The sequence below is a fragment of the Streptococcus infantis genome (assembly GCF_000960085.1).
Classification (GTDB): Bacteria; Bacillota; Bacilli; order Lactobacillales; family Streptococcaceae; genus Streptococcus; species Streptococcus infantis_C.
Genome location: NZ_JYGT01000010.1, coordinates 1 through 19,212, shown reverse-complemented (window position 1 = coordinate 19,212; position 19,212 = coordinate 1). Strand labels below are relative to the sequence as shown.

The 19,212-nt window shown below is 38.9% G+C and carries 25 protein-coding genes; 1 reads left to right on the top strand and 24 read right to left on the bottom strand.

Going from position 1 to position 19,212, the window contains the following annotated elements; genetic code table 11:
• A complete protein-coding gene (budA, locus tag TZ94_RS07480) occupies nucleotides 1–729 on the bottom strand; it encodes an acetolactate decarboxylase (RefSeq protein WP_045615633.1) in 729 nt (242 codons plus the stop codon).
• A gap of 285 nt (nucleotides 730–1,014) precedes the next feature.
• Here budA and TZ94_RS07475 point away from each other — a divergent pair, with 285 nt between their 5' ends.
• Nucleotides 1,015–2,289, top strand: a complete 1,275-nt coding sequence (locus TZ94_RS07475; RefSeq protein WP_045615631.1) for a PLP-dependent aminotransferase family protein — start codon at nucleotides 1,015–1,017, stop codon at nucleotides 2,287–2,289.
• A 19-nt stretch (nucleotides 2,290–2,308) separates the two neighbouring features.
• Here TZ94_RS07475 and TZ94_RS07470 read toward each other — a convergent pair whose 3' ends face one another.
• The 23 genes from TZ94_RS07470 to TZ94_RS07365 form a co-directional block, all read right to left on the bottom strand.
• The gene (locus tag TZ94_RS07470; protein WP_045615629.1) at nucleotides 2,309–3,124 is read right to left on the bottom strand and encodes an ABC transporter substrate-binding protein; all 816 of its coding nucleotides are present in this window, start codon (nucleotides 3,122–3,124) and stop codon (nucleotides 2,309–2,311) included.
• A 156-nt stretch (nucleotides 3,125–3,280) separates the two neighbouring features.
• Nucleotides 3,281–3,934: a phosphate signaling complex protein PhoU gene (gene phoU, locus TZ94_RS07465; protein WP_006150750.1), complete on the bottom strand. Its 654-nt coding sequence runs from the start codon at nucleotides 3,932–3,934 to the stop codon at nucleotides 3,281–3,283.
• Nucleotides 3,935–3,944: 10 nt separating this feature from the next.
• The gene (gene pstB, locus TZ94_RS07460) at nucleotides 3,945–4,703 is read right to left on the bottom strand and encodes a phosphate ABC transporter ATP-binding protein PstB (RefSeq protein ID WP_016466007.1); all 759 of its coding nucleotides are present in this window, start codon (nucleotides 4,701–4,703) and stop codon (nucleotides 3,945–3,947) included.
• A 12-nt stretch (nucleotides 4,704–4,715) separates the two neighbouring features.
• Entirely contained in the window at nucleotides 4,716–5,519 is an 804-nt protein-coding gene (gene pstB / locus TZ94_RS07455; protein WP_000049858.1) for a phosphate ABC transporter ATP-binding protein PstB, read from the bottom strand.
• Between the two features lie 10 nt (nucleotides 5,520–5,529).
• Nucleotides 5,530–6,414, bottom strand: coding sequence for a phosphate ABC transporter permease PstA (gene pstA, locus TZ94_RS07450; protein ID WP_006150807.1), 885 nt, complete (start codon nucleotides 6,412–6,414; stop codon nucleotides 5,530–5,532).
• Nucleotides 6,404–7,321 (bottom strand): phosphate ABC transporter permease subunit PstC, encoded by a 918-nt coding sequence (gene pstC / locus TZ94_RS07445; protein ID WP_045615626.1) that lies wholly within the window; start codon nucleotides 7,319–7,321, stop codon nucleotides 6,404–6,406. Before pstC ends, pstA begins: the two co-directional genes overlap by 11 nt.
• Nucleotides 7,322–7,323: 2 nt before the next feature.
• On the bottom strand, nucleotides 7,324–8,199 hold the full coding sequence (locus tag TZ94_RS07440) for a phosphate ABC transporter substrate-binding protein PstS (RefSeq protein WP_045615623.1): 876 nt from the start codon (nucleotides 8,197–8,199) through the stop codon (nucleotides 7,324–7,326).
• Nucleotides 8,200–8,309: 110 nt separating this feature from the next.
• Nucleotides 8,310–9,623 (bottom strand): RsmF rRNA methyltransferase first C-terminal domain-containing protein, encoded by a 1,314-nt coding sequence (locus TZ94_RS07435; protein ID WP_045615621.1) that lies wholly within the window; start codon nucleotides 9,621–9,623, stop codon nucleotides 8,310–8,312.
• A gap of 6 nt (nucleotides 9,624–9,629) precedes the next feature.
• The gene (locus TZ94_RS07430) at nucleotides 9,630–10,397 is read right to left on the bottom strand and encodes an inositol monophosphatase family protein (RefSeq protein ID WP_045615619.1); all 768 of its coding nucleotides are present in this window, start codon (nucleotides 10,395–10,397) and stop codon (nucleotides 9,630–9,632) included.
• Nucleotides 10,387–10,665 (bottom strand): UPF0223 family protein, encoded by a 279-nt coding sequence (locus TZ94_RS07425; RefSeq protein ID WP_045615617.1) that lies wholly within the window; start codon nucleotides 10,663–10,665, stop codon nucleotides 10,387–10,389. Before TZ94_RS07425 ends, TZ94_RS07430 begins: the two co-directional genes overlap by 11 nt.
• Nucleotides 10,666–11,067 carry a Spx/MgsR family RNA polymerase-binding regulatory protein gene (locus tag TZ94_RS07420; protein ID WP_016466013.1) on the bottom strand — a complete coding sequence of 134 codons (402 nt, stop codon included), beginning with the start codon at nucleotides 11,065–11,067 and terminating at the stop codon, nucleotides 10,666–10,668.
• Between the two features lie 146 nt (nucleotides 11,068–11,213).
• Nucleotides 11,214–11,837 (bottom strand): TIGR01906 family membrane protein, encoded by a 624-nt coding sequence (locus TZ94_RS07415; RefSeq protein WP_045615610.1) that lies wholly within the window; start codon nucleotides 11,835–11,837, stop codon nucleotides 11,214–11,216.
• Nucleotides 11,827–12,600, bottom strand: coding sequence for a TIGR01457 family HAD-type hydrolase (locus TZ94_RS07410; protein WP_045615608.1), 774 nt, complete (start codon nucleotides 12,598–12,600; stop codon nucleotides 11,827–11,829). Before TZ94_RS07410 ends, TZ94_RS07415 begins: the two co-directional genes overlap by 11 nt.
• Nucleotides 12,601–12,610: 10 nt before the next feature.
• Nucleotides 12,611–13,348 carry an acyl-[acyl-carrier-protein] thioesterase gene (locus TZ94_RS07405; RefSeq protein ID WP_045615606.1) on the bottom strand — a complete coding sequence of 246 codons (738 nt, stop codon included), beginning with the start codon at nucleotides 13,346–13,348 and terminating at the stop codon, nucleotides 12,611–12,613.
• 4 nt (nucleotides 13,349–13,352) lie between these two features.
• A complete protein-coding gene (hemW, locus tag TZ94_RS07400) occupies nucleotides 13,353–14,483 on the bottom strand; it encodes a radical SAM family heme chaperone HemW (RefSeq protein ID WP_045615604.1) in 1,131 nt (376 codons plus the stop codon).
• Between the two features lie 85 nt (nucleotides 14,484–14,568).
• Nucleotides 14,569–14,964, bottom strand: coding sequence for a YtxH domain-containing protein (locus TZ94_RS07395; protein ID WP_045615601.1), 396 nt, complete (start codon nucleotides 14,962–14,964; stop codon nucleotides 14,569–14,571).
• Nucleotides 14,965–14,978: 14 nt separating this feature from the next.
• Entirely contained in the window at nucleotides 14,979–15,362 is a 384-nt protein-coding gene (locus tag TZ94_RS07390; RefSeq protein WP_045615599.1) for a DUF948 domain-containing protein, read from the bottom strand.
• Nucleotide 15,363: 1 nt separating this feature from the next.
• Nucleotides 15,364–16,152 (bottom strand): prolipoprotein diacylglyceryl transferase, encoded by a 789-nt coding sequence (lgt, locus tag TZ94_RS07385; protein ID WP_045615597.1) that lies wholly within the window; start codon nucleotides 16,150–16,152, stop codon nucleotides 15,364–15,366.
• A complete protein-coding gene (gene hprK, locus TZ94_RS07380) occupies nucleotides 16,145–17,080 on the bottom strand; it encodes an HPr(Ser) kinase/phosphatase (RefSeq protein WP_045615594.1) in 936 nt (311 codons plus the stop codon). Before hprK ends, lgt begins: the two co-directional genes overlap by 8 nt.
• 135 nt (nucleotides 17,081–17,215) lie before the next feature.
• On the bottom strand, nucleotides 17,216–17,410 hold the full coding sequence (locus TZ94_RS10045; RefSeq protein WP_241767286.1) for a hypothetical protein: 195 nt from the start codon (nucleotides 17,408–17,410) through the stop codon (nucleotides 17,216–17,218).
• 204 nt (nucleotides 17,411–17,614) lie between these two features.
• Complete coding sequence (locus TZ94_RS10040) at nucleotides 17,615–18,034, bottom strand: hypothetical protein (RefSeq protein ID WP_241767285.1); 420 nt, start codon at nucleotides 18,032–18,034, stop codon at nucleotides 17,615–17,617.
• Nucleotides 18,035–18,241: 207 nt separating this feature from the next.
• Nucleotides 18,242–18,418, bottom strand: a complete 177-nt coding sequence (gene rpsU, locus TZ94_RS07370) for a 30S ribosomal protein S21 (protein WP_000048054.1) — start codon at nucleotides 18,416–18,418, stop codon at nucleotides 18,242–18,244.
• Nucleotides 18,419–18,570: 152 nt separating this feature from the next.
• A partial coding sequence (locus tag TZ94_RS07365; RefSeq protein ID WP_045615593.1) for an LPXTG cell wall anchor domain-containing protein occupies nucleotides 18,571–19,212 on the bottom strand: 642 nt, incomplete at its 5' end.

The following is a 19,212-nucleotide window of genomic DNA, read 5'->3' as shown; positions in this document are numbered from 1 at the left end:
CTATTCTGCCTGATCAATATCTTTTTTCATCTCATCAACATTAAACTTAGCAAAGAGATACTGACGGTCCTGGACAGGAAAACGTTGATCCAACTGATCGACAGCTCCAACCTCTACGATTCCCTCCTTGATGACAAAGTCCATAACGTGACCACCAAAGGTTAGGTCATCTGAAATAAAATGCAAATGATAGCCTGCGACACTGACACCATGGAAAATTTCAGGTGTCCAGAATCCAACGATAGTCCCAGAGATATTTTCGCAACTATATTCAGGCTGATGAGTCGCAACCTCAGCAAACTTCGTTTCGCTTGTCGATTTTGGTATCATGCGAACATGCATATGTTTAAAGTCACCATGAATCTTAATCGAACGGAAAAGGTTTTCTCCATCATAGTAGGATTCAATACGTTTTTCTAGTTCCTTATCAGTCATTTCAAAACGTTGGCGGAAAATAACTTCTGCCTGGTGGGGTACAACTGCCGCATAAGGGATCAGTGCATCTGGTGAAACTTCTACAATCTCAGGTTTTTCACCTGACCCCTTAGCTTGATAAGCCTTTCCATCTAAGACAATCAATTCCCCGTCGATAGAATCTAGGGTTCCTATCCCTAAATCTCCATGTTCAAGCAATTCACCAACGGTCATAGTCCCACCGTAAAGTCCTGCCATCAAGGCTCCCAGAGTATTGTATTGGAATAATTTAACTGGTTCTTGCACCTTCATCATCTCACTCTTCTTTGAAAATTTACTTACTAAGTATATCACATTTCTTCCTAGATTTGAATGCTAGACAGCCTTTTAATACTCAATGTAAATCAAAGAGCAAACAAGGAAACTAGCCGCAGGTTGCTTAAAGCACTGCTTTGAGGTTGTAGATGGAACTGACGTAGTCAGTATACTACACATACGGCAAGGTGACGTTGATGCGGTTTGAAGAGATTTTCGAAGAGTATAACATTGCCAAACGTCTAAAAAAAAGGTACAATGTAACAGAATCAAGAGAGGTTTGGGATGAAGCAAGAAAGCAAGTACGAACAAGTCGTTCACTATCTAAAAAATGAGATAGAATCAGGTAGATTTGCGACAGGAAGTCGCCTGCCATCTATTCGAAGACTCAGTCAAGATTTCCACTGTAGTAAAGACACCATTCAGCGTGCACTCATGGAACTTCGATACGAGAAATACATCTACTCCAAACCTCAAAGTGGTTATTATGTATTGGAACAACAAAACAGTCACGAAGACCTCATTATCTCCGTTAACGATGAACATGTGGCTGCCTATGATGATTTTCGGCTTTGCGTCAATGAAAGCTTGATTGGACGAGAAAATTATCTCTACAACTACTATGAAAACCAAGAGGGCTTAGAAGAATTACGAAAATCTGTTCAGACATTACTTTTTGATCAAGCGATTTATAGTAAAGCAGACCAGTTAGTCATGACGTCTGGAACCCAGCAAGCACTGTTTATTCTTTCGCAGATTGATTTTCCAGGGCGAGCTCAGGAAATACTAGTTGAACAGCCAACCTATCATCGAATGAATCAACTACTGTTGGCTCAAAATCTTCCCTATCAGACCATTGAACGACGGGTGGATGGCATTGACCTGAAAGAACTTGAGGAACAGTTTAAAAGCGGAAAGATTAAGTTCTTCTATACCATTCCACGTTTCCACTATCCTCTGGGCCATTCTTATTCTGATGAGGAAAAACTTGCTATCCTTGATTTGGCAGCAAAATATCAAATCTATATCGTTGAAGATGACTATCTAGGTGACTTGGATCCTAAAATGGGACAAACCTTTCATTATCTGGACCAGCATGATTTGGTCATTTATATCAAATCTTTTTCTACGAGTCTATTTCCTGCCCTCCGGATAACTGCACTTCTTCTTCCAAATGCTATCAAGGATGCTTTTGTAACTTATAAAAATATTCTGGACTATGATAACAACCTTATCATGCAAAAAGCCTTATCTCTTTATATCGATAGTCAACTCTTTGAGAAAAACAGACTAGCAAGATTAGCACTTCAGGAAAAAAGTCAGGAACACATCCAACAACTCTTAAATAACTATCCCATTTCCTTGCCTATCTATCCTCTCCATGATGGAGTCTTACTTGATCTTAGAGACTATCCTAAGATTGCAAGTCTCAAACACAGTCCTTTAAATCTCGACTTTTTCGAATCATCCTACATAGGGACTTGTCCTTATCAATTTGCTAAGGTTCCTCTAGAAATTCTTGAAACAACATTAAACTACTTAAAAACAGAGCTGGACTAAAATCCAACTCTGTTATTTTTTATTGTTCTACTTCTGTTAGCTTAGCAGCTTTTTCAAGATATGTTTGATAAGTTCCGTCATCTTTCAATTTTTGAATGACCTTATCAACTACTTCTTTCAAATCTGAGTTGCCTTTCTTGATAGCAACAGCATTTGCTTCGCCTTCTTTCATAGTCAAGCTTACTGTAGCCACTGCCAAATCAGAATTTTTACCAGAATAGCTTAGAGCTACTGGCTCATCCATGTGAACAGCATCGACCTTACCTGATTGAAGTTCATTGACTGCCTCCCCCATATTTGTCAATGAAGTCAACTGCGCTTTAGGAAGTTGTTCTTTGACCATTGATTCAGGAACAGTTCCTTTTTGAGCTGCAATATTAGCACTTGCTAGAGAATCTAAATCCTTGTATTTTTCAAGGTCTGATTTTCTAATAAGGAAGCTAATTTTGTTCTCATAGTAAGGAATTGAAAAATCAAAAACTTCTTTTCTTTCTTCAGTGGCACTGATACCCGCAATGGCCAAATCTGCTTTTCCTGTCTGAAGACTAGTCAAAACGTTGTCAAAACTCATGCTTGAAACTTCTAGTTTCACACCAAGTTCATCAGCGATTGCTTGTGCCATATCAATATCTGCACCAACAACTTGGTTCTTACCATCTACAAGTGCTTGGAACTCAAATGGAGCATAGTCTGGACTAGTTGCGACCACCAATTTCCCTTTTTGTTTGATAGCGTCTACTGCAGACTGTGAGCTTGAGCTAGACGATTGGCAAGCTACTAAAAAGAAACTTGCAAGAAAACTACATAAAACAAATATCCATTTTTTAAATTTCATAAATAAACAACCTCTCTGTTAATTTTGTATAATTATAACTCTATAAAAATTTTTTGTCAAGTATAAATTTAATATTTATTTATTTTTTTCATTTTCTTTATCAAAAAAGGAGCTTTTATTCATTATTTAGCTCCTTTTGTGTATAATTAATCAATTTTACAATTCGACAATCTTACCTGTTTCAAAGTAAACAACCCATTCACAGATATTTTTTGCATAGTCACCGATGCGCTCCAAGTATGAAATCACTTGGAAGTAATCACGACCTGTGACAATAGCATCTGGATTCTTTCTAATTTCTTCAGTTGCCAAATCACGAATATTTTCGAAATAATGGTTAATTTTTTCATCCATGGTTGCAACTTCGTATGCCTTATCAACTGATCCGTTGAGGTAAAGTTCGAGAGTTGTTTCCACGAAGGCTTTCACATCACGTCCCATGTTTTTAATTTCTTCCTCAACTGCTGGAATACGTTGTTCCCCCTTCATACGAATGGTTGCTTCAGCAATGGATACTGCATGGTCACCCATACGTTCTAAGTCTGATACAGCTTTTAGGACTGTCAAAACTGTACGCAAGTCTTGTGAAACAGGCTGTTGAAGGGCAATGATTTCAAATGATTTCTTTTCAAGTTTCACTTCGTATTCATTGACTTCTGCGTCTTCTTCGATGACTTCTTTTGCCAAGTCACGGTCATGGGTGACAAAAGCACGTACAGTACGATTGATTTGGGAAAGAACTTCTTGTCCCATCGCGTAAAATTGGTTGTGCAATTTCTCTAAATCTTCTTCAAATTGAGATCGTAACATCTTTTTCTCCTTATCCAAATTTACCTGAAATGTAATCTTCTGTTTCCTTATGTTGTGGGTAGAGGAACATTTCCTTGGTATCGTTAAATTCAATCAAATCTCCATTAAGGAAAAAGCCTGTTTTATCAGAGATTCGAGATGCTTGCTGCATGGAACGAGTAACCAAAAGCATGGTGTACTTGTCCTTGAGACTATAAAGGGTTTCTTCGATTTTTCCAGCCGAGATAGGGTCTAAGGCTGAGGTCGGCTCATCCAAGAGGATAATCTTTGGACTAGTCGCCAATACACGAGCTACACAGACACGTTGTTGTTGTCCACCTGATAGACCAATAGCTGAATCATGCAAGCGATCCTTGACCTCATCCCAGATTGAAGCACGCTGTAAAGCTTTCTCCACAGCTTCGTCCAAGACTTGCTTGTCTTTCTCTCCATTAATTCTTAGTCCATAAACAACATTTTCGTAGATAGACATGGGGAAAGGATTAGGTTGTTGGAATACCATTCCAATTTCCTTACGCAATTCAACTGTATCGGTACGAGGGCTATAGATATTATGACCATTATAGACCACTGATCCCGTTGTCGTCACTTCAGGATTAAGGTCACCCATTCGGTTAATAGCCTTTAGAAGTGTTGACTTCCCAGATCCAGACGGACCGATAAGGGCGGTAATTTCCTTAGGTTGGAATGATAAGGAAACACTATTCAAAGCCTTCTTTTTATTGTAATAAACAGACAGGTCTGAAACCTGCAAAATCGGTTCTGTCATACTGTTTCCTTTCTAACCAAAGTGTCCAGTTACATAGTCGTTAGTTGACTGTAGCTTAGCATTTTGGAAAATATTAGCAGTTTTATCATACTCGATTAAATCACCCAAGTAGAAAAATCCAGTGTAGTCACTTGCACGAGCAGCCTGTTGCATACTGTGGGTCACGATAATGATGGTAAAGTCCTTCTTCAACTCCAGCATAGTTTCCTCAAGCTGAGCTGTCGCAATCGGATCCAAGGCTGACGCCGGCTCATCCATCAAGAGAATGTCTGGTTTTACAGAAATAGCACGCGCGATACAGAGACGTTGCTGCTGACCACCTGAAAGCGTCAAGGCTGACTTATGAAGGTCGTCTTTAACCTGATCCCAGAGGGCAGCCTGGCGAAGTGAGGTTTCAACAATTTCATCTAGGACTTTCTTGTCCTTAACACCTGCACGTTCATGTGCAAAGGTGATGTTGCGATAGATTGATTTAGCAAATGGATTTGGACGTTGGAACACCATTCCGATGTGTTTACGCATTTCATAAACATTAATTTCAGGACGGTTAACGTCAATTCCTTGATAGAGAATCTGTCCTGTCACCTTAGCAATATCAATGGTATCATTCATACGATTGAGACTGCGTAGGTAAGTTGATTTCCCAGACCCTGATGGACCAATCAAGGCCGTAATTTTATTTTTTTCGAATTGCATATCCACGCCCTTGATGGATTCGTTTTTACCGTAGTAAACATGTAAATCCTTCGTAGAGAGGGCCACTTTTTCTTCTGGAAAAGTAATGATATGCCTTTCATCCCAATTATATTTCGACATGGCTTCTCCTTTAGGCAGCGGTTAATTTCTTGTGTAGATAGCTTCCGAGTTTACGAGCTCCAAAGTTAAAGATTAAGATAAAGATGAGGAGCACCGCAGCTGAACCTGCTGAAACAAGAGTTCCATCAGGAATAGTTCCTTCACTGTTGACTTTCCAGATATGAACAGCCAAGGTTTCTGCTTGACGGAAGATAGAGATAGGACTAGATACACTTAGGACATTCCAGTTAGACCAGTCAAGTGCTGGTGCTGATTGTCCTGCTGTGTAGATAAGAGCTGCAGCTTCACCAAAAATACGACCTGATGCAAGTACTACACCTGTAACGATTCCAGGTAGAGCTTCAGGAATGACGACATGAAGGACTGTTTCCCAACGAGAAAGTCCAAGTGCTAAACCAGCTTCACGTTGTGTATGGTGAACGTGCTTCAAACTGTCTTCAACATTACGTGTCATCTGTGGAAGGTTAAAAACAGTTAAAGCCAGGGCACCAGAAATAATTGAAAAACCATACTCAAACTGGACTACAAAGATAAGGTAACCAAAGAGACCTACAACAACAGATGGTAGAGAAGACAAGATCTCAATACAGGTACGAACGAAATTGGTAACACGGCCTTTTTTAGCATACTCAGCCAAATAAATTCCAGCCCCCATGGATAATGGTACAGAAATGAATAAGGTGATGACCAAAAGGAAGAAGGAATTATAAAGCTGAATTCCAATACCACCACCTGCTTGATAAGAAGATGATTTTCCTGTCAAAAATGACCATGAAACATGAGGCAAGCCTCGAACTAGAATATAAAGAATCAAAGAAGCTAGAATTGTCACGATGATTCCTGCGATGGTATAGAGGACAGCTGTTGCAAGTTTATCTAATTTCTTAGCGTGCATAGTTTTTCTTTCCTCTTTCTTTCGTAATCAATTTAATCACACTGTTGAAGGCCAAGCTCATCAAGAGCAATACTAAGGCTAGTGACCAAAGAACATTATTATCAACAGTTCCCATAACTGTATTTCCAATTCCCATAGTCAATACAGATGTTAAAGTCGCTGCTGGCGTTGTCAATGAAGTTGGAACAACTGCTGAGTTACCAACAACCATTTGAATCGCAAGGGCTTCACCGAAAGCACGCGCCATTCCGAAGACTACTGCTGTGAAAATACCTGAACGAGCAGCCTTCAAGGTCACACGCCAAATGGTTTGCCAACGAGTTGCACCCATCGCTAAACTAGCCTCACGGTAGTGTCGAGGAACAGCACGTAGACTATCCGTTGTCATAAAGGTAACAGTCGGTAAAATCATGACAAAGAGAACGAAAATCCCTGATAAAATACCAAAACCTGTTCCACCAAAGACAGTACGTACAAAAGGTACGACGACCTGCAAACCGATAAATCCATAAACTACTGAAGGAATCCCAACTAGAAGTTCGATAGCCGGTTGCAAAATCTTTGCTCCTTTTGGTGATACTTCTGTCATAAAGACTGCTGCTCCAATGGCAAATGGTGTTGCAATCAAAGCTGATAGGATGGTGACAATAAAGGAACCTAGGATCATTGGAAGTGCACCAAATTGTTTACCTGATGGATTCCAAGTTGCACCAAATAGAAAATCAAAGATATTCACACCATTAACAAAGAAGGTTGACAAACCTTTTTGGGCTACAAAGATTAAAATCATAGCCACAATGATAACAATCAAAGAGAGGCAGGAAAAAGTTAGACCTTTCCCTAATTTCTCAAGACGAGAGTTCTTTGAAGGAGAGAGCAATTTTTTAGATAATTCTTCTTGATTCATTATTAACTCCCTTCTATCGCTGTCACAGTACCTGCAGCATCTTTTTCAACCTTCATTTCCTTGACAGAAATATAGCCCATTCCCTTAACGATTCCGTTCTGAACTTCGTCTGAAAGGACAAAGTTTAAGAATTCGGCAACCAATTCATTTGGTTCACCAAGTGTATACATGTGTTCATAAGACCACAAAGGCCAATTATTAGTAGTTACATTCTCTGAAGTTGGTTCATAGCCGTTAAGTTTGAGAGTCCCAACTGAATCATCAACATATGCAAATGCTAGGTAGGAAATAGCCCCAGGTGTTTGAGAAACGATTGATTTGACCATACCGTTTGAATCTTGTTCCTGACTTTGCACCGCTGACTGACCATTCATAATTACACTGTCAAAGGTCGCACGAGAACCTGAACTCGCCGCACGGTTGATAATTGAAATAGCTAGATCTTTCCCACCAACTTCTTTCCAGTTGGTAATTTCTCCTGTAAAGATTTGTCGTAGCTGGTCTGTCGTTAGATTATCAACATCTACTTCTTTGTTGATGATAACAGCTATCCCCGCAACAGCTACCTTGTGGTCAACTAAGGCAGATGCATCGATTCCGTCTTTTTCCTCGGCAAATACATCCGAGTTCCCGACGTCTACCGCTCCAGACTGGACTTGAGATAGACCTGTACCAGATCCACCACCTTGAACATTGACTGTTTTACCGATGTGAGCTGACGCAAACTCATCTGCTGCCGCTTCGACTAAAGGTTGAAGTGCAGTTGAACCGACAGCCGTCATAGACTCCCCACGGTCAATCCAACTTGCACACCCTGCTAGCGAACCAGCAAGTAAAAGAGTTGCAAGAGAGATGGTGAGTTTTTTAAATTTTTTCACTATTTGTCTCCTTGAAAATAATGATGAATAACCCGGATTTTCGCCCTTATTTTCTAATGTTTTTAACGAAAAATCCATACTTCCACTATAACATAGAATACTGATTTTGACTAGTTTTTTACCTTAAACCTCAAGCCCTTGGGGAAATAATTTTTTAGAGTATTTCCTGTCACTTTAGCAAAGCCCAGACCATTCCCACCAACCAAAACTTGGTACCAACCATTTGGCAGAGTTTCAGACAATTGAACTGTCTCACCGGCCACGTATTTAACGAAGTCTTCTTGATGAATTTCAATTGATTGTTTGACTTGGCTTGGTTTTAAAGCTAATCCAAGTGCAAAGCTTGGTTCAAAGCGCTTTTTCTTAAAGGTTCCAAGATGGAGTCCGTTTCGAGCAATCTTAAGCTTACCCAAATCTGGTAAGACTTCTGGTAAGAGATACAGTTGGTCTCCAAAAGTCTGTAAAATACCTGGCAAATTAATCTTTAGGTGTTTTTTTTCAAAATCTTGCCATAAACTCAACTGTTCGCGACTGAGATTAGTCTTAGTAGGCTTGAACTTCCCTGACTTGTTTTGTCCCTTAAACTGAAGATGGGCAACAAATTGTCCTTCTCCCTTAAAGTGATGTGGGTACATTCTAGCTGTCTCAGGCAAGTCAATCCCAGGTACCATCCCATTGATCTGTTCAACTGGAATCAATTCAAAATCATAGTTTTCCAGTAACCAGTTGATGATTTCTTCATTTTCTTCTGGAGCCCATGTACAGGTAGAATAAACCAAACGACCACCTTCAGCTAACATGGTAACCGCATCTTCTAAAATCTCACGTTGCAGACTAGCGCACTGACTAGGATAATCGACACTCCAGTAATCCATGGCATCTGGCTGTTTTCGGAACATCCCCTCACCTGAACATGGTACATCTAGAACAATTAGGTCAAAATATCCCTTAAATACTTTAGCCAAACGATCGGCAGATTCATTGGTTACAACTACATTTGTCGCACCAAAACGTTCCATATTTTCAACCAGTATTTTTGCTCGCTTACTTGAAATTTCATTGGAAACGAGGAGCCCCTCACCTGCGAGATAAGCTGCCAATTGTGTCGATTTACCACCGGGTGCTGCTGCCAAATCCAAGACCTTCATGCCAGGACTTGGCTGAGCTACTTGCGCCACCATTTGTGCGGCAGGTTCTTGTGAATAGACCAGACCAGTTACATGCTCTGGAGACTTTCCAGAAACCTTACCATAGTAGCCCCAAGGTGTATTTGGAATAGCGTCTGAAAAAGAAACTTGACTTTCTTTTAAGGGATTGATACGAAAGGCAGAAACAGCCTCATCATCAAAAGAGGCAAGAAAAGCTCTTGCCTCATCTCCCAATATAGTTTCGTATTTTTTTACAAATCCTTCTGGAAATTGCATGTAAGTTTATTTCCTTTCGTAGATATAGGATTGAATCTCATCTTGCATCTCGACTGGTACCATCATAACAGCCTGCCGTGTATGAAAATCGACTTCCTCACCAGCAATCGTAAGAACCTTATAACCTAAACTTTCACCTAGGATACTTGCTGCTGCATAATCCCAGGGTTGAAGATAAGTGATATACGTTAGTAGTCGACCTGATAGCACCTTTGCAAAACTAATAGCAGCACTGCCATACACTCGTGTACCAAGTGCAGCATTTCCCAACTCTGCTAAGCCCCATTCGTTGGTTTCTAGCATACCAGAATTACCAGCCACCAAAAATTCTCTCAAAGGTTTCTTTTTAAATGCTGGTAAAGGTTCATCATTGCGACAAGGCGAAAAGTCTCCTCCACCATGGTAGCAGTCACCTTTCATAACATCATAGATAATCCCAAATTTCCCAGCACCATCCTCAAAATAGGCCAGCATAACAGCAAAATCTTCACCTTGTGCTACGAAGTTGTTGGTTCCATCAATAGGATCAATAATCCATACAGAACCTTGTCCTACTGCTGCACGCATGCAACCTTCTTCTGCACAAAATAGATCATCTGGATAGCGAGAACGAATTTTCTCAATGAGTAAGGCTTGAACTTCTTTATCTAATTTAGTTACCAAATCTGTAGGTGAAGACTTTCTCTCAACATGGAGATCCTCTTTCATATGCTCGAGAATATATTCCCCAGCTTCCCTAACAATTTCTTTAGCAAATGTAAATTTATTTTCCAAGTGAAATCTTCCCTTCTCCTTTTTCTTTTGCCAATTGGACCGCACGGTAGAAAGAGTATCCACTCACTGATTCAAATTCACGTCCCAAACGTTTTTCTTCACTCTTACTTGGAACGACTGACTTGAATACCTTGTAGGAATCTAAAAGTCTTTTTGCTTCTACCTTAGTTTCATAGGCAGCTTCAACATCATTAAAAAAAGAAAGCACTGAAGCAAGTTCTTCAGTGCTCCACGACAAATCTAGTGGGTAACTATACTGTTTATTCATCTAATTAATACCAGCTCTCAATGTAGCTTCTTTCAATTCTTGCTTACGATAACTACGAGGAAGAAACGCACGAATTTCATCTTCATTAAAGCCAATCTGCATACGTTTATCATCAATGATAATAGGACGACGCAAAAGACTAGGGTACTGCTCAATTAAACTAAGCAACTCCGTCACCGAGATACTTTCCACATCGATATTTAATTTTTGGAAAATTTTTGAACGAGTTGAAATGATGTCATCGGTACCGTTTTCGGTCAAGGAAAGAATGTGTTGCAACTCTTTTCTTGATAAAGGACTGGTCATAATATTGTGCTCTTGGAAAGGCACCTTATGATTATCTAGCCAAGCCTTTGCCTTACGACATGATGTACAACTCGGTGATAAAAATAGTGTAATCATGCTATTCTCTTCTTTGCATACTTTTCTCACTCTATTATACAAAAAATTAAAGCGCTTGACTAGTTATTTCCGTAAAAAAACCTATTTTTTCAAGAAAAATAGGTTTTTCGCACATTCTTTTAAAACATTTTTATGCATTTATTCTTTTAATTGCCTATTTTTCGACTTTTAAGGTACATAAATCCAAAAATCAATTCATACAAGCAGAAAAATAAAAGAAAGGCATGAAGAAAAAAGTCCTCTGGTAGGATGAGAATGACTGGATCTTTTGCTGGATCAAAAAGCCAAGTATCATCTCCCACAAAAAGGATTTGATGAAATAAAGTAAAGAATTGTTCAAATCCAATGAAAATACCAACTAAAGCAAGAACCAGAGGTAGAGACAGCATAATCAAGAGGCCTCTGCGATATAGAGACAGAAAACCTTTCTGAATGACTTCCTTCCAAAAAAGATAGAAAATCGGTAGGGTAACTATCGCTACTCCTTGGGCTAGGTGAAAGAGCCCCTTGACAACTGCAAAATGATGGATGCCTGAAGCAGAAGAAGGAAAATCTGGCATTTTCAATGCTTGATTCAATGGATTGGTCAAATAATCCATCAAAACATTAAAGTTATGCTGGATTGTCTGAGGTTGGAAAGGAACACGACTGGTTAGGTGTAACCAAGAAATTTCCAGAGGGTAAACCAACCAAGCTAGATAAATGGTCAATAAAATAGAAAGCGAAAGGAGGAAAAGGAGACTTCCTCCAAAAGTTAACTTAGTTTTCATCGAAATTCCACTCCGCTAGACTTGAGAGAACATGGGTTGGAGCGATTGGTAGGTCTGCTACTTCTTCAGGTTTTGTAAATCCTGTCGTTACCAAAAGACTAGGAATTCCATTGTCAATACCAGCTCGAATATCTGTCAGGTAATTATCCCCCACCATGACAATTTCTTGGCGCTCAAGCCCTAGGTGTTCAACAGCTTTGTCCATAATAATCGCATTAGGTTTTCCAATATAAACTGGTTTTACGCGGGTTGCTGCTTCAAGAAGAGTAATCAGTGAACCAGCACCAGGTAAAAGTCCACGTTCTGTTGGAATATTTAAATCTGGATTGGTGCCGATAAAATGAGCACCTTTATGGATAGCTAGGGTTGCAGTAGCAAATTTTTCATAGTCAACTTGCCAGTCCAAACCTACAACCACATAGGCTGGATTTTCTTTATCTTCAACATAACCAGCTGCTTGAATAGCTTCCTTGAGCCCTGCTTCTCCAATCACATAAACGGTCTTTTCAAGCCCCAGGTCATTCATGTAATCAATGGTCGCTAAGGTTGCAGTATAGATTGTCGATACAGGCGTATCAATATTAAACTGATTTGCCAACATCTCTTGGACACTTTCAGGTGTACGAGTAGTGTTGTTTGTTACAAAAAGATAGGGAATCTCTCTCTTTTGTAACTCGTGAACAAATGCTTCACCAGCTGGGATCCTATCTTTCCCCTTATAGATTGTTCCGTCTAAATCAATTAAATAGCCTTTATAAGTCATATCTTTCTTTCTAATCTTTATTAATTTCTTGCCAAGTTATCTTTGCTTGAGCATTGATATCACCATCACTTGAGACTTGGTGATTGCTTTCCAGACCATTCAATTCATAACTAGAAGTGATCATGCCACCTGGTCGAACTTCCTTGACATATTTGAGGTTAATTTTTTTAGGAATATGATTGGTCAGAAAATCTGCTCCCATAACTTCAAAAACCCAGTCCAGATATTTACTGTTATTGACGTGACCATTCATATCCAAGTCATAAAAACGAACGTGGTAGTCCTTGCTAATCGCGTCTTGTAACTCTGTGTATTTTGGTCCACGGACCAATTTCTTAGAAAACTCAGATTGATAAGGTGCGACAATTTCTGGTTCTACAGGGTGAACCTTACGACTCTCACGATCCATAAGGACAAAGGTAGCTACCATGTGAATAATTTCTTGACCAGCTTCATCGTAAATGGTAAAGCGGCGGTAACAAAATAGACGATTGTAAGTCAAGGCTTCCGTTTCAATTGTGATTTCCTCAGCAAATTGAGGTAAGCGTACCACATCGATATCATAATCTGTGATAATCCAGACTAGATTATACTGTTCTAAAACATCCTTGTCGCTCACTCCCAGATCAATTGACTGCATCCCTGATACCTGTAATGACAACAAGATAACGTCTGGTAGTTTGATATGACCATTCATGTCAGCCATATCAAAAGGAATTTTCATCTTCATTTGATAAGTTAAGCCCATAATTTTACTCCAATATAAATCGTTCTGCTACTGTATCACCTAAGAAGAGACCTCTCTTAGTCATCCGAACACGATCGCCATCAATCTGCATGAGACCTTGTTGAATCAAGTCTTTGACGATATCCCCATAAAGTTCTTGGAAAGACCGTTCGAATTTTTCTTCAAAGCGTGCAATGGAAACTCCGGACTTCTTGCGAAGACCAAGAAACATCTCTTCTTCCATTTGCTCCCTTTGACTCAGGTGTTCTTCGTTAAAACGAGCATTCCCCTCTTCTACCGCCTTTAAATAATGGCGAATAGGCCCATGATTTTTATAGCGAACACCATCTACATAGCCAGATGCACCTGCACCAATACCATAATACTCGGCATTGTCCCAGTACATAAGATTGTGACGACTTTCAAATCCTGGTTGAGAAAAATTAGAAATCTCATAATGCTCGAAGCCAGCTTTTTCTAGCTCTGAAATGATATACTCAAACATCTCAGCTTCTAATTCTTCCTTAGGAAGAGGTAATTTCCCTCGTCTCATACGATTCATAAAGACCGTATGATTTTCTAAAATTAAGCTGTAGAGGCTCATATGAGGAATATCAAGGGCAATTGCCTTAGCAACATTGTCCTTAACCTGGTCCATGGTTTGCCCAGGAAGGGCGTAGATCAAGTCAATAGAGATATTATCAAAACCAGCCAATTTGAGGCGGTCGATATTTTCATAAATATCCTTCTCCAAATGACTACGCCCTATTTTTTTCAACATTTTGTCATCAAAGGTCTGTACACCTAGTGAAACACGATTGACTGCTGAATTTTTCAACACAGCAATCTTATCAGCATCCAAATCACCAGGATTGGCCTCAATGGTCAATTCTTCTAAGACTGACAAATCTAAGTTTTTAGTTAATCCATCCAGAAGCCGCTCTAACTGTGGCGCAGACAAGGCTGTCGGTGTTCCTCCTCCAATATAGAGTGTACATAATTTTTGAATATCATAAGAATGAAATTCTTGCAGTAGATGCTCTAGATAGCTATCCACCGGTTGATTCTTGATAAAAACTTTTGAAAAGTCACAATAATAACAGATTTGTGTACAAAATGGAATGTGTACATAAGCGGATGTCGGTTTCTTCTGCATAGTATTTATTATACCACAAAGAGTGCACTCAAGAAAAAAATCACCATTCCTGATTTATTTGAAAATCAGGAATGGTGTTTCTATTTTAGTCTTCTTGAATATCGATGACAATTTCTTGACCATCTTCTTGGTCTTCAACAACTACTTTTTCTTCCAGTTGTTCTTTGAGACTGTTCAAGGTTTCTTTCGAAGCTTCAGTAGCTTGTTGAGCGTGATATTTTGCTTTATCGAGGACGGTATCGAGAGTAATTTCCCCAGATTCGATTTGTTCCTTTGTTTTAAGAACAAATTCTTTGGTTTGATCTTTGACATCAGTCAGCTTTTCGCAGACTTGTTCTTTAGCGTATTCAGGATCTTCTTTCAAATCTTCAATAAAGTCTTGTGCCTGACTAGTCACACGTTTCCCTTTTTCACTTGTTAGGAATAAAGCAACTGCAACACCTGAAACAGTTCCTAAAAGGATTGATGATAATTTACCCATGAGTTATCTCCTTTTTATTTTTTAAAAAATTTACTTGCAACACGAATGGCAGACAAGCCAGCACTAGTCTTTAAAGTTTTTGAACCTGCAGATGAAGCTTTTTTACTCAAGACACGAGCTTGCTCATTTAGGTCTGAAACAGAAACAGAAAGGTCTGCAACTGCTGTAAAAAGAGGATCAATGGTTGCAACTTTGACATTGATGTCATCAGCAAGAACATTGACCTTTGCAAGTAGTTCGTTTGTGTGATGTAGAGTAACATTTACATCTGAAGTTAAGGTTTTAACAGTAGTTTCAGTTTCATCGATTACACGACCAACTTTTTGAAGGGTAATAATCAAATAAACTAAGAATACAACCAAGGCAATTGCCACAATGATATAAGCAACTTCTAACATTTTAATTCTCCTTTTTTACATTATAAAATGGTGTTTTTTTCCGATTTTGGTAATAAATAATATAAATACCAATTCCAATTAATAGAACAGACAACCACTGAGATACTCGAAGTCCAAAGAACATGAGACTATCTGTACGCATACCTTCGATTATCATGCGTCCAAAACCGTACCAAATTAGATAGAAAGCAGTGATATAACCACGACGAATACTCTTTAATCGACGTCTAAAAATAATAATCAACGCAAATCCAATGAGATTCCAGATAGATTCATAAAGAAAGGTTGGTTGTCGATATGAGCCATCGATATACATCTGATTCTTAATAAAACCAGGTAGGTAATCAAGATTTTCAACAGCTGCTCCGTAGGCTTCCTGGTTAAAGAAATTACCCCAACGTCCAAGGCTCTGAGCAATCATAACGCTTGGAGCAGCAATATCCAAAAAGTCCCAGGTATTGATTAATCTACGATCAGCAAAGAAATAGAGTACAATTGCTCCGGTGATTAAACCGCCGTATATGGCAAGACCACCATTCCAGATGGCAAAAATCTCTCCCATGTGCTGACTATAGTAGTCAAATTTAAAAATGACATAATAAAGTCGAGCACCAATAATAGCCAAAGGAAAAGCAATTAAAATAAAGTCCAAAATATCATCGGATAAGATGTTCTTTTTTGGTGCTTCTTTACATGCAAGATAGACTGCTAAAATAAGACCTGAAACGATGCAGAGTGCGTACCATCGAATCCCTAATGGACCAATTTGAAAAGCAACAGGATCAATCATTTTTCATCTCGTTCCTTTCAATTAGTTTTGTCAATCGTTCTTCAAAAAGACGTGTCGCATCAAAGCCCATTTCCTTTGAACGATAATTCATGGCAGCTGCCTCAATAACGACAGAAATATTGCGTCCTGTCTTTACCGGAATTCGAATACGCGGAATAGAGACACCTGAGATTTCTAATTCTTCAGCGTTATTTCCTAAACGGTCAAAGACCTTATCCGTATCGTAATTTTCTAGATAAACCGCTAACTGAACTTGTGAAGAATCCTTAACTGCACTAGCCCCATAAAGGCTCATGATATCAATAATACCAACGCCACGAATTTCTAACAAATGCTTCAAGATTTCTGCAGGCTCACCCCAAAGTGTCATCTCATCTTTAGCATAGATATCCACGCGATCATCTGCAACTAAACGGTGACCACGTTTGACCAACTCAAGTCCGGTTTCACTTTTACCGATACCACTATCACCTTGAATCAGAACACCCATACCATAGATATCCATCAAGACACCGTGCACACTTGCACGTTCAGCCAAGCGAGAATCCAGGTAACTTGATAATTCACCAGATAGACGACTGGTTGCTGTACGGCTTGTTAAAATCGCGATTTTACATTCTCTAGCAGCCTTTAGCATTTCTTCTGGAACTACTAAGCCACGCGCAACAATAACAGCAGGTGTTTCTGGTTGGAACAATTTCTTCAATACCTGGTAGCGGTTGTGAGAGGACATGCTAATCAGATAAGACCACTCTTTCATCCCCAATAGTTGAATCCGCTCTGGGGTATAGTAATCAAAATAGCCTGTCATTTCGAGACCTGGTCGACAAATATCGCCCGTATTGATTTCTTTTTCAAGTAATTCTGGCTCACCATAGACAATATCTAATCTGAGCTTATCAATCATTTCTTTAACTATAACCGACATATATTTCTCCTTCAATAGAGTTCTCTTACTATTATATCAGATTGTAGGTGGAAGTTTATGTTTTTAACAGTTTTTGAGGTATTACTTTTAAATTAATTATAAAAAGCTTAAATAAGTATGTCTTCTAGTACTTTGTTAAATTAGTTGAGCCAAATCTTCCGCAAATCTATCAAAATCTATCACCAAGTCCGTCCCTGATTTTTCTATACAGATTTTTGGGAGTTCATTTGTTAGTATTCTATTGGCGTCAGCCAAATCTTCAGGATATACATAGAACTGTCGGCCTTGTGGAAACTGATTTTGAATTTGCCATTCTTCAAAGTCTTTCAAAAAACTCTTATGAGATGATATTCTGATTGCTTCAAACAATCCATAATCAAAAAATCTTAACAATCGGTAAAGACCATGAACCTCATCCGCAAATCACTTATCAATCTTTTCATAAAGGTACCATCGTCTCTGATAAACTAGGCATAAATTTTGTAAGGACTCACTTAATGCAACTGCATCTTTTCTTGCCAAACTTATAAAATATCAAACAGAAAATTCATTCATACCAGATCGTTTTTTCTTCACTAAAAACTGTTGTGCTAGCAAGAGAGAGTCGAATAATCTTTCTTCATCTTGATAATAAAGAGCGTATAAAATATTAATCACATTTTCTGGATAATAAGTCCCTTTCAACAAGGGTAAATCTTTGGGGACAAATGATGGAATGACTGAAAAATCGTTACATGCAAAAGAGGTAAATAAGCCCCTCAAAATTCCAGCAGTATAGATTGCTCCACTTGCAAGCAAACCACCTCTTATTAGTTCTTCTCTTCCTGTTTGCCACAGAGCATTATTTAACTGATTATAGTCTCTATATGAGAATGCTGTATAATATGCAAAACACTTGATATCATCTAATAATAGACTACTGTACAACTTTATTCTTAAAATATCATCGGACATTACTTTCGAATTTTTCAAATACTTCTCAAATATTTTTTGTTCGACTTTTCGAATTCTCGCAAATTTATCGGATCAGAATAATAGCCCCAATTTCTAAAATGATTTTCACGCATCTTTTGATATTCTTTTACATACTCTCTCATAAGAACCACTTTCCTCTATCTACTGTACTAAAAAAGACTAGACAAGTCTAGCCTTTCTTATTAATTAAAATTTTTTACGTTTACGAGCTGCTTCTGATTTACGTTTACGTTTTACAGAAGGTTTTTCATAGAATTCACGTTTGCGTGTTTCTTGAAGAGTACCAGCTTTAGTAACCGCACGTTTGAAACGACGAAGAGCATCGTCAAGAGATTCATTCTTACGTACTACTGTTTTAGACATTTTTTTCACTCCCTTCAAGTTCAAGATCCATTCTATTCTACATGAATTGGTGAAAATTGTCAAGAAAAAATAGTGTAACCTATTAATTTTGATTCATAAAGAAAGAGGACCATATAGTCCTCTTCAAGAAATTATAGATTTTCTAAGCATGATTATTTAGAAAATTTACGTTTCATTACTACAGTACCTGACAAGATTACCACACCTGCCAATACAAGTACTAGGCTTGTAGCTTCACCAGTAAATGGAAGAGTTGGTCCTTCTTCTGTTGTAGTTGAACGACCTGGTTCTGGAGTTGTAGTTGTTCTACCATCTCCATCTCCGTTTCCTGGACGACCTGGTTCTTCAGTAGTAGTAGTTGTTGTAGTTGTTGTAGTTGTTGTAGTGCTACCGTTACCACCACCGTTTCCGTTATTTGGAACATATGGGTATGGTGGTGTAGTTGGTTCCTCTGTAGTAGTTGTTGTATCTTCTGAAGGAGCTACAGTTGTTGTAGGAGCTTCTGTTGTTGTAGGAGCTTCTGTTGTTGTAGGAGCTTCTGTTGTCGTAGGAGCTTCTGTTGTTGTAGGAGCTTCTGTTGTTGTAGGAGCTTCTGTTGTTGTAGGAGCTTCTGTCGTTGTAGGAGCTTCTGTTGTTGTAGGAGCTTCTGTTGTTGTAGGAGCTTCTGTTGTTGTAGGAGCTTCTGTCGTTGTAGGAGCTTCTGTTGTTGTAGGAGCTTCTGTTGTTGTAGGAGCTTCTGTTGTTGTAGGAGCTTCTGTCGTTGTAGGAGCTTCTGTTGTTGTAGGAGCTTCTGT

What these genes read in the sequence shown, in the direction of transcription:
- lgt (WP_045615597.1), bottom strand. Translation starts at nt 16,152, where the DNA reads ATGATTGATCCTGTTGCTTTTCAAATTGGTCCATTAGGGATTCGATGG.
- TZ94_RS07415 (WP_045615610.1), bottom strand. Translation starts at nt 11,837, where the DNA reads ATGAAAACTAAGTTAACTTTTGGAGGAAGTCTCCTTTTCCTCCTTTCG.
- pstB (WP_016466007.1), bottom strand. Translation starts at nt 4,703, where the DNA reads ATGACAGAACCGATTTTGCAGGTTTCAGACCTGTCTGTTTATTACAAT.
- TZ94_RS07395 (WP_045615601.1), bottom strand. Translation starts at nt 14,964, where the DNA reads ATGGGTAAATTATCATCAATCCTTTTAGGAACTGTTTCAGGTGTTGCA.
- pstB (WP_000049858.1), bottom strand. Translation starts at nt 5,519, where the DNA reads ATGTCGAAATATAATTGGGATGAAAGGCATATCATTACTTTTCCAGAA.
- hemW (WP_045615604.1), bottom strand. Translation starts at nt 14,483, where the DNA reads ATGCAGAAGAAACCGACATCCGCTTATGTACACATTCCATTTTGTACA.
- TZ94_RS07475 (WP_045615631.1), top strand. Translation starts at nt 1,015, where the DNA reads ATGAAGCAAGAAAGCAAGTACGAACAAGTCGTTCACTATCTAAAAAAT.
- TZ94_RS07410 (WP_045615608.1), bottom strand. Translation starts at nt 12,600, where the DNA reads ATGACTTATAAAGGCTATTTAATTGATTTAGACGGAACAATCTATAAG.
- TZ94_RS07405 (WP_045615606.1), bottom strand. Translation starts at nt 13,348, where the DNA reads ATGGGCTTAACTTATCAAATGAAGATGAAAATTCCTTTTGATATGGCT.
- TZ94_RS07420 (WP_016466013.1), bottom strand. Translation starts at nt 11,067, where the DNA reads ATGATTACACTATTTTTATCACCGAGTTGTACATCATGTCGTAAGGCA.
- TZ94_RS10040 (WP_241767285.1), bottom strand. Translation starts at nt 18,034, where the DNA reads ATGTCCGATGATATTTTAAGAATAAAGTTGTACAGTAGTCTATTATTA.
- phoU (WP_006150750.1), bottom strand. Translation starts at nt 3,934, where the DNA reads ATGTTACGATCTCAATTTGAAGAAGATTTAGAGAAATTGCACAACCAA.
- hprK (WP_045615594.1), bottom strand. Translation starts at nt 17,080, where the DNA reads ATGTCGGTTATAGTTAAAGAAATGATTGATAAGCTCAGATTAGATATT.
- budA (WP_045615633.1), bottom strand. Translation starts at nt 729, where the DNA reads ATGATGAAGGTGCAAGAACCAGTTAAATTATTCCAATACAATACTCTG.
- pstC (WP_045615626.1), bottom strand. Translation starts at nt 7,321, where the DNA reads ATGAATCAAGAAGAATTATCTAAAAAATTGCTCTCTCCTTCAAAGAAC.
- pstA (WP_006150807.1), bottom strand. Translation starts at nt 6,414, where the DNA reads ATGCACGCTAAGAAATTAGATAAACTTGCAACAGCTGTCCTCTATACC.
- TZ94_RS07470 (WP_045615629.1), bottom strand. Translation starts at nt 3,124, where the DNA reads ATGAAATTTAAAAAATGGATATTTGTTTTATGTAGTTTTCTTGCAAGT.
- TZ94_RS07390 (WP_045615599.1), bottom strand. Translation starts at nt 15,362, where the DNA reads ATGTTAGAAGTTGCTTATATCATTGTGGCAATTGCCTTGGTTGTATTC.
- rpsU (WP_000048054.1), bottom strand. Translation starts at nt 18,418, where the DNA reads ATGTCTAAAACAGTAGTACGTAAGAATGAATCTCTTGACGATGCTCTT.
- TZ94_RS07435 (WP_045615621.1), bottom strand. Translation starts at nt 9,623, where the DNA reads ATGCAATTTCCAGAAGGATTTGTAAAAAAATACGAAACTATATTGGGA.
- TZ94_RS07425 (WP_045615617.1), bottom strand. Translation starts at nt 10,665, where the DNA reads ATGAATAAACAGTATAGTTACCCACTAGATTTGTCGTGGAGCACTGAA.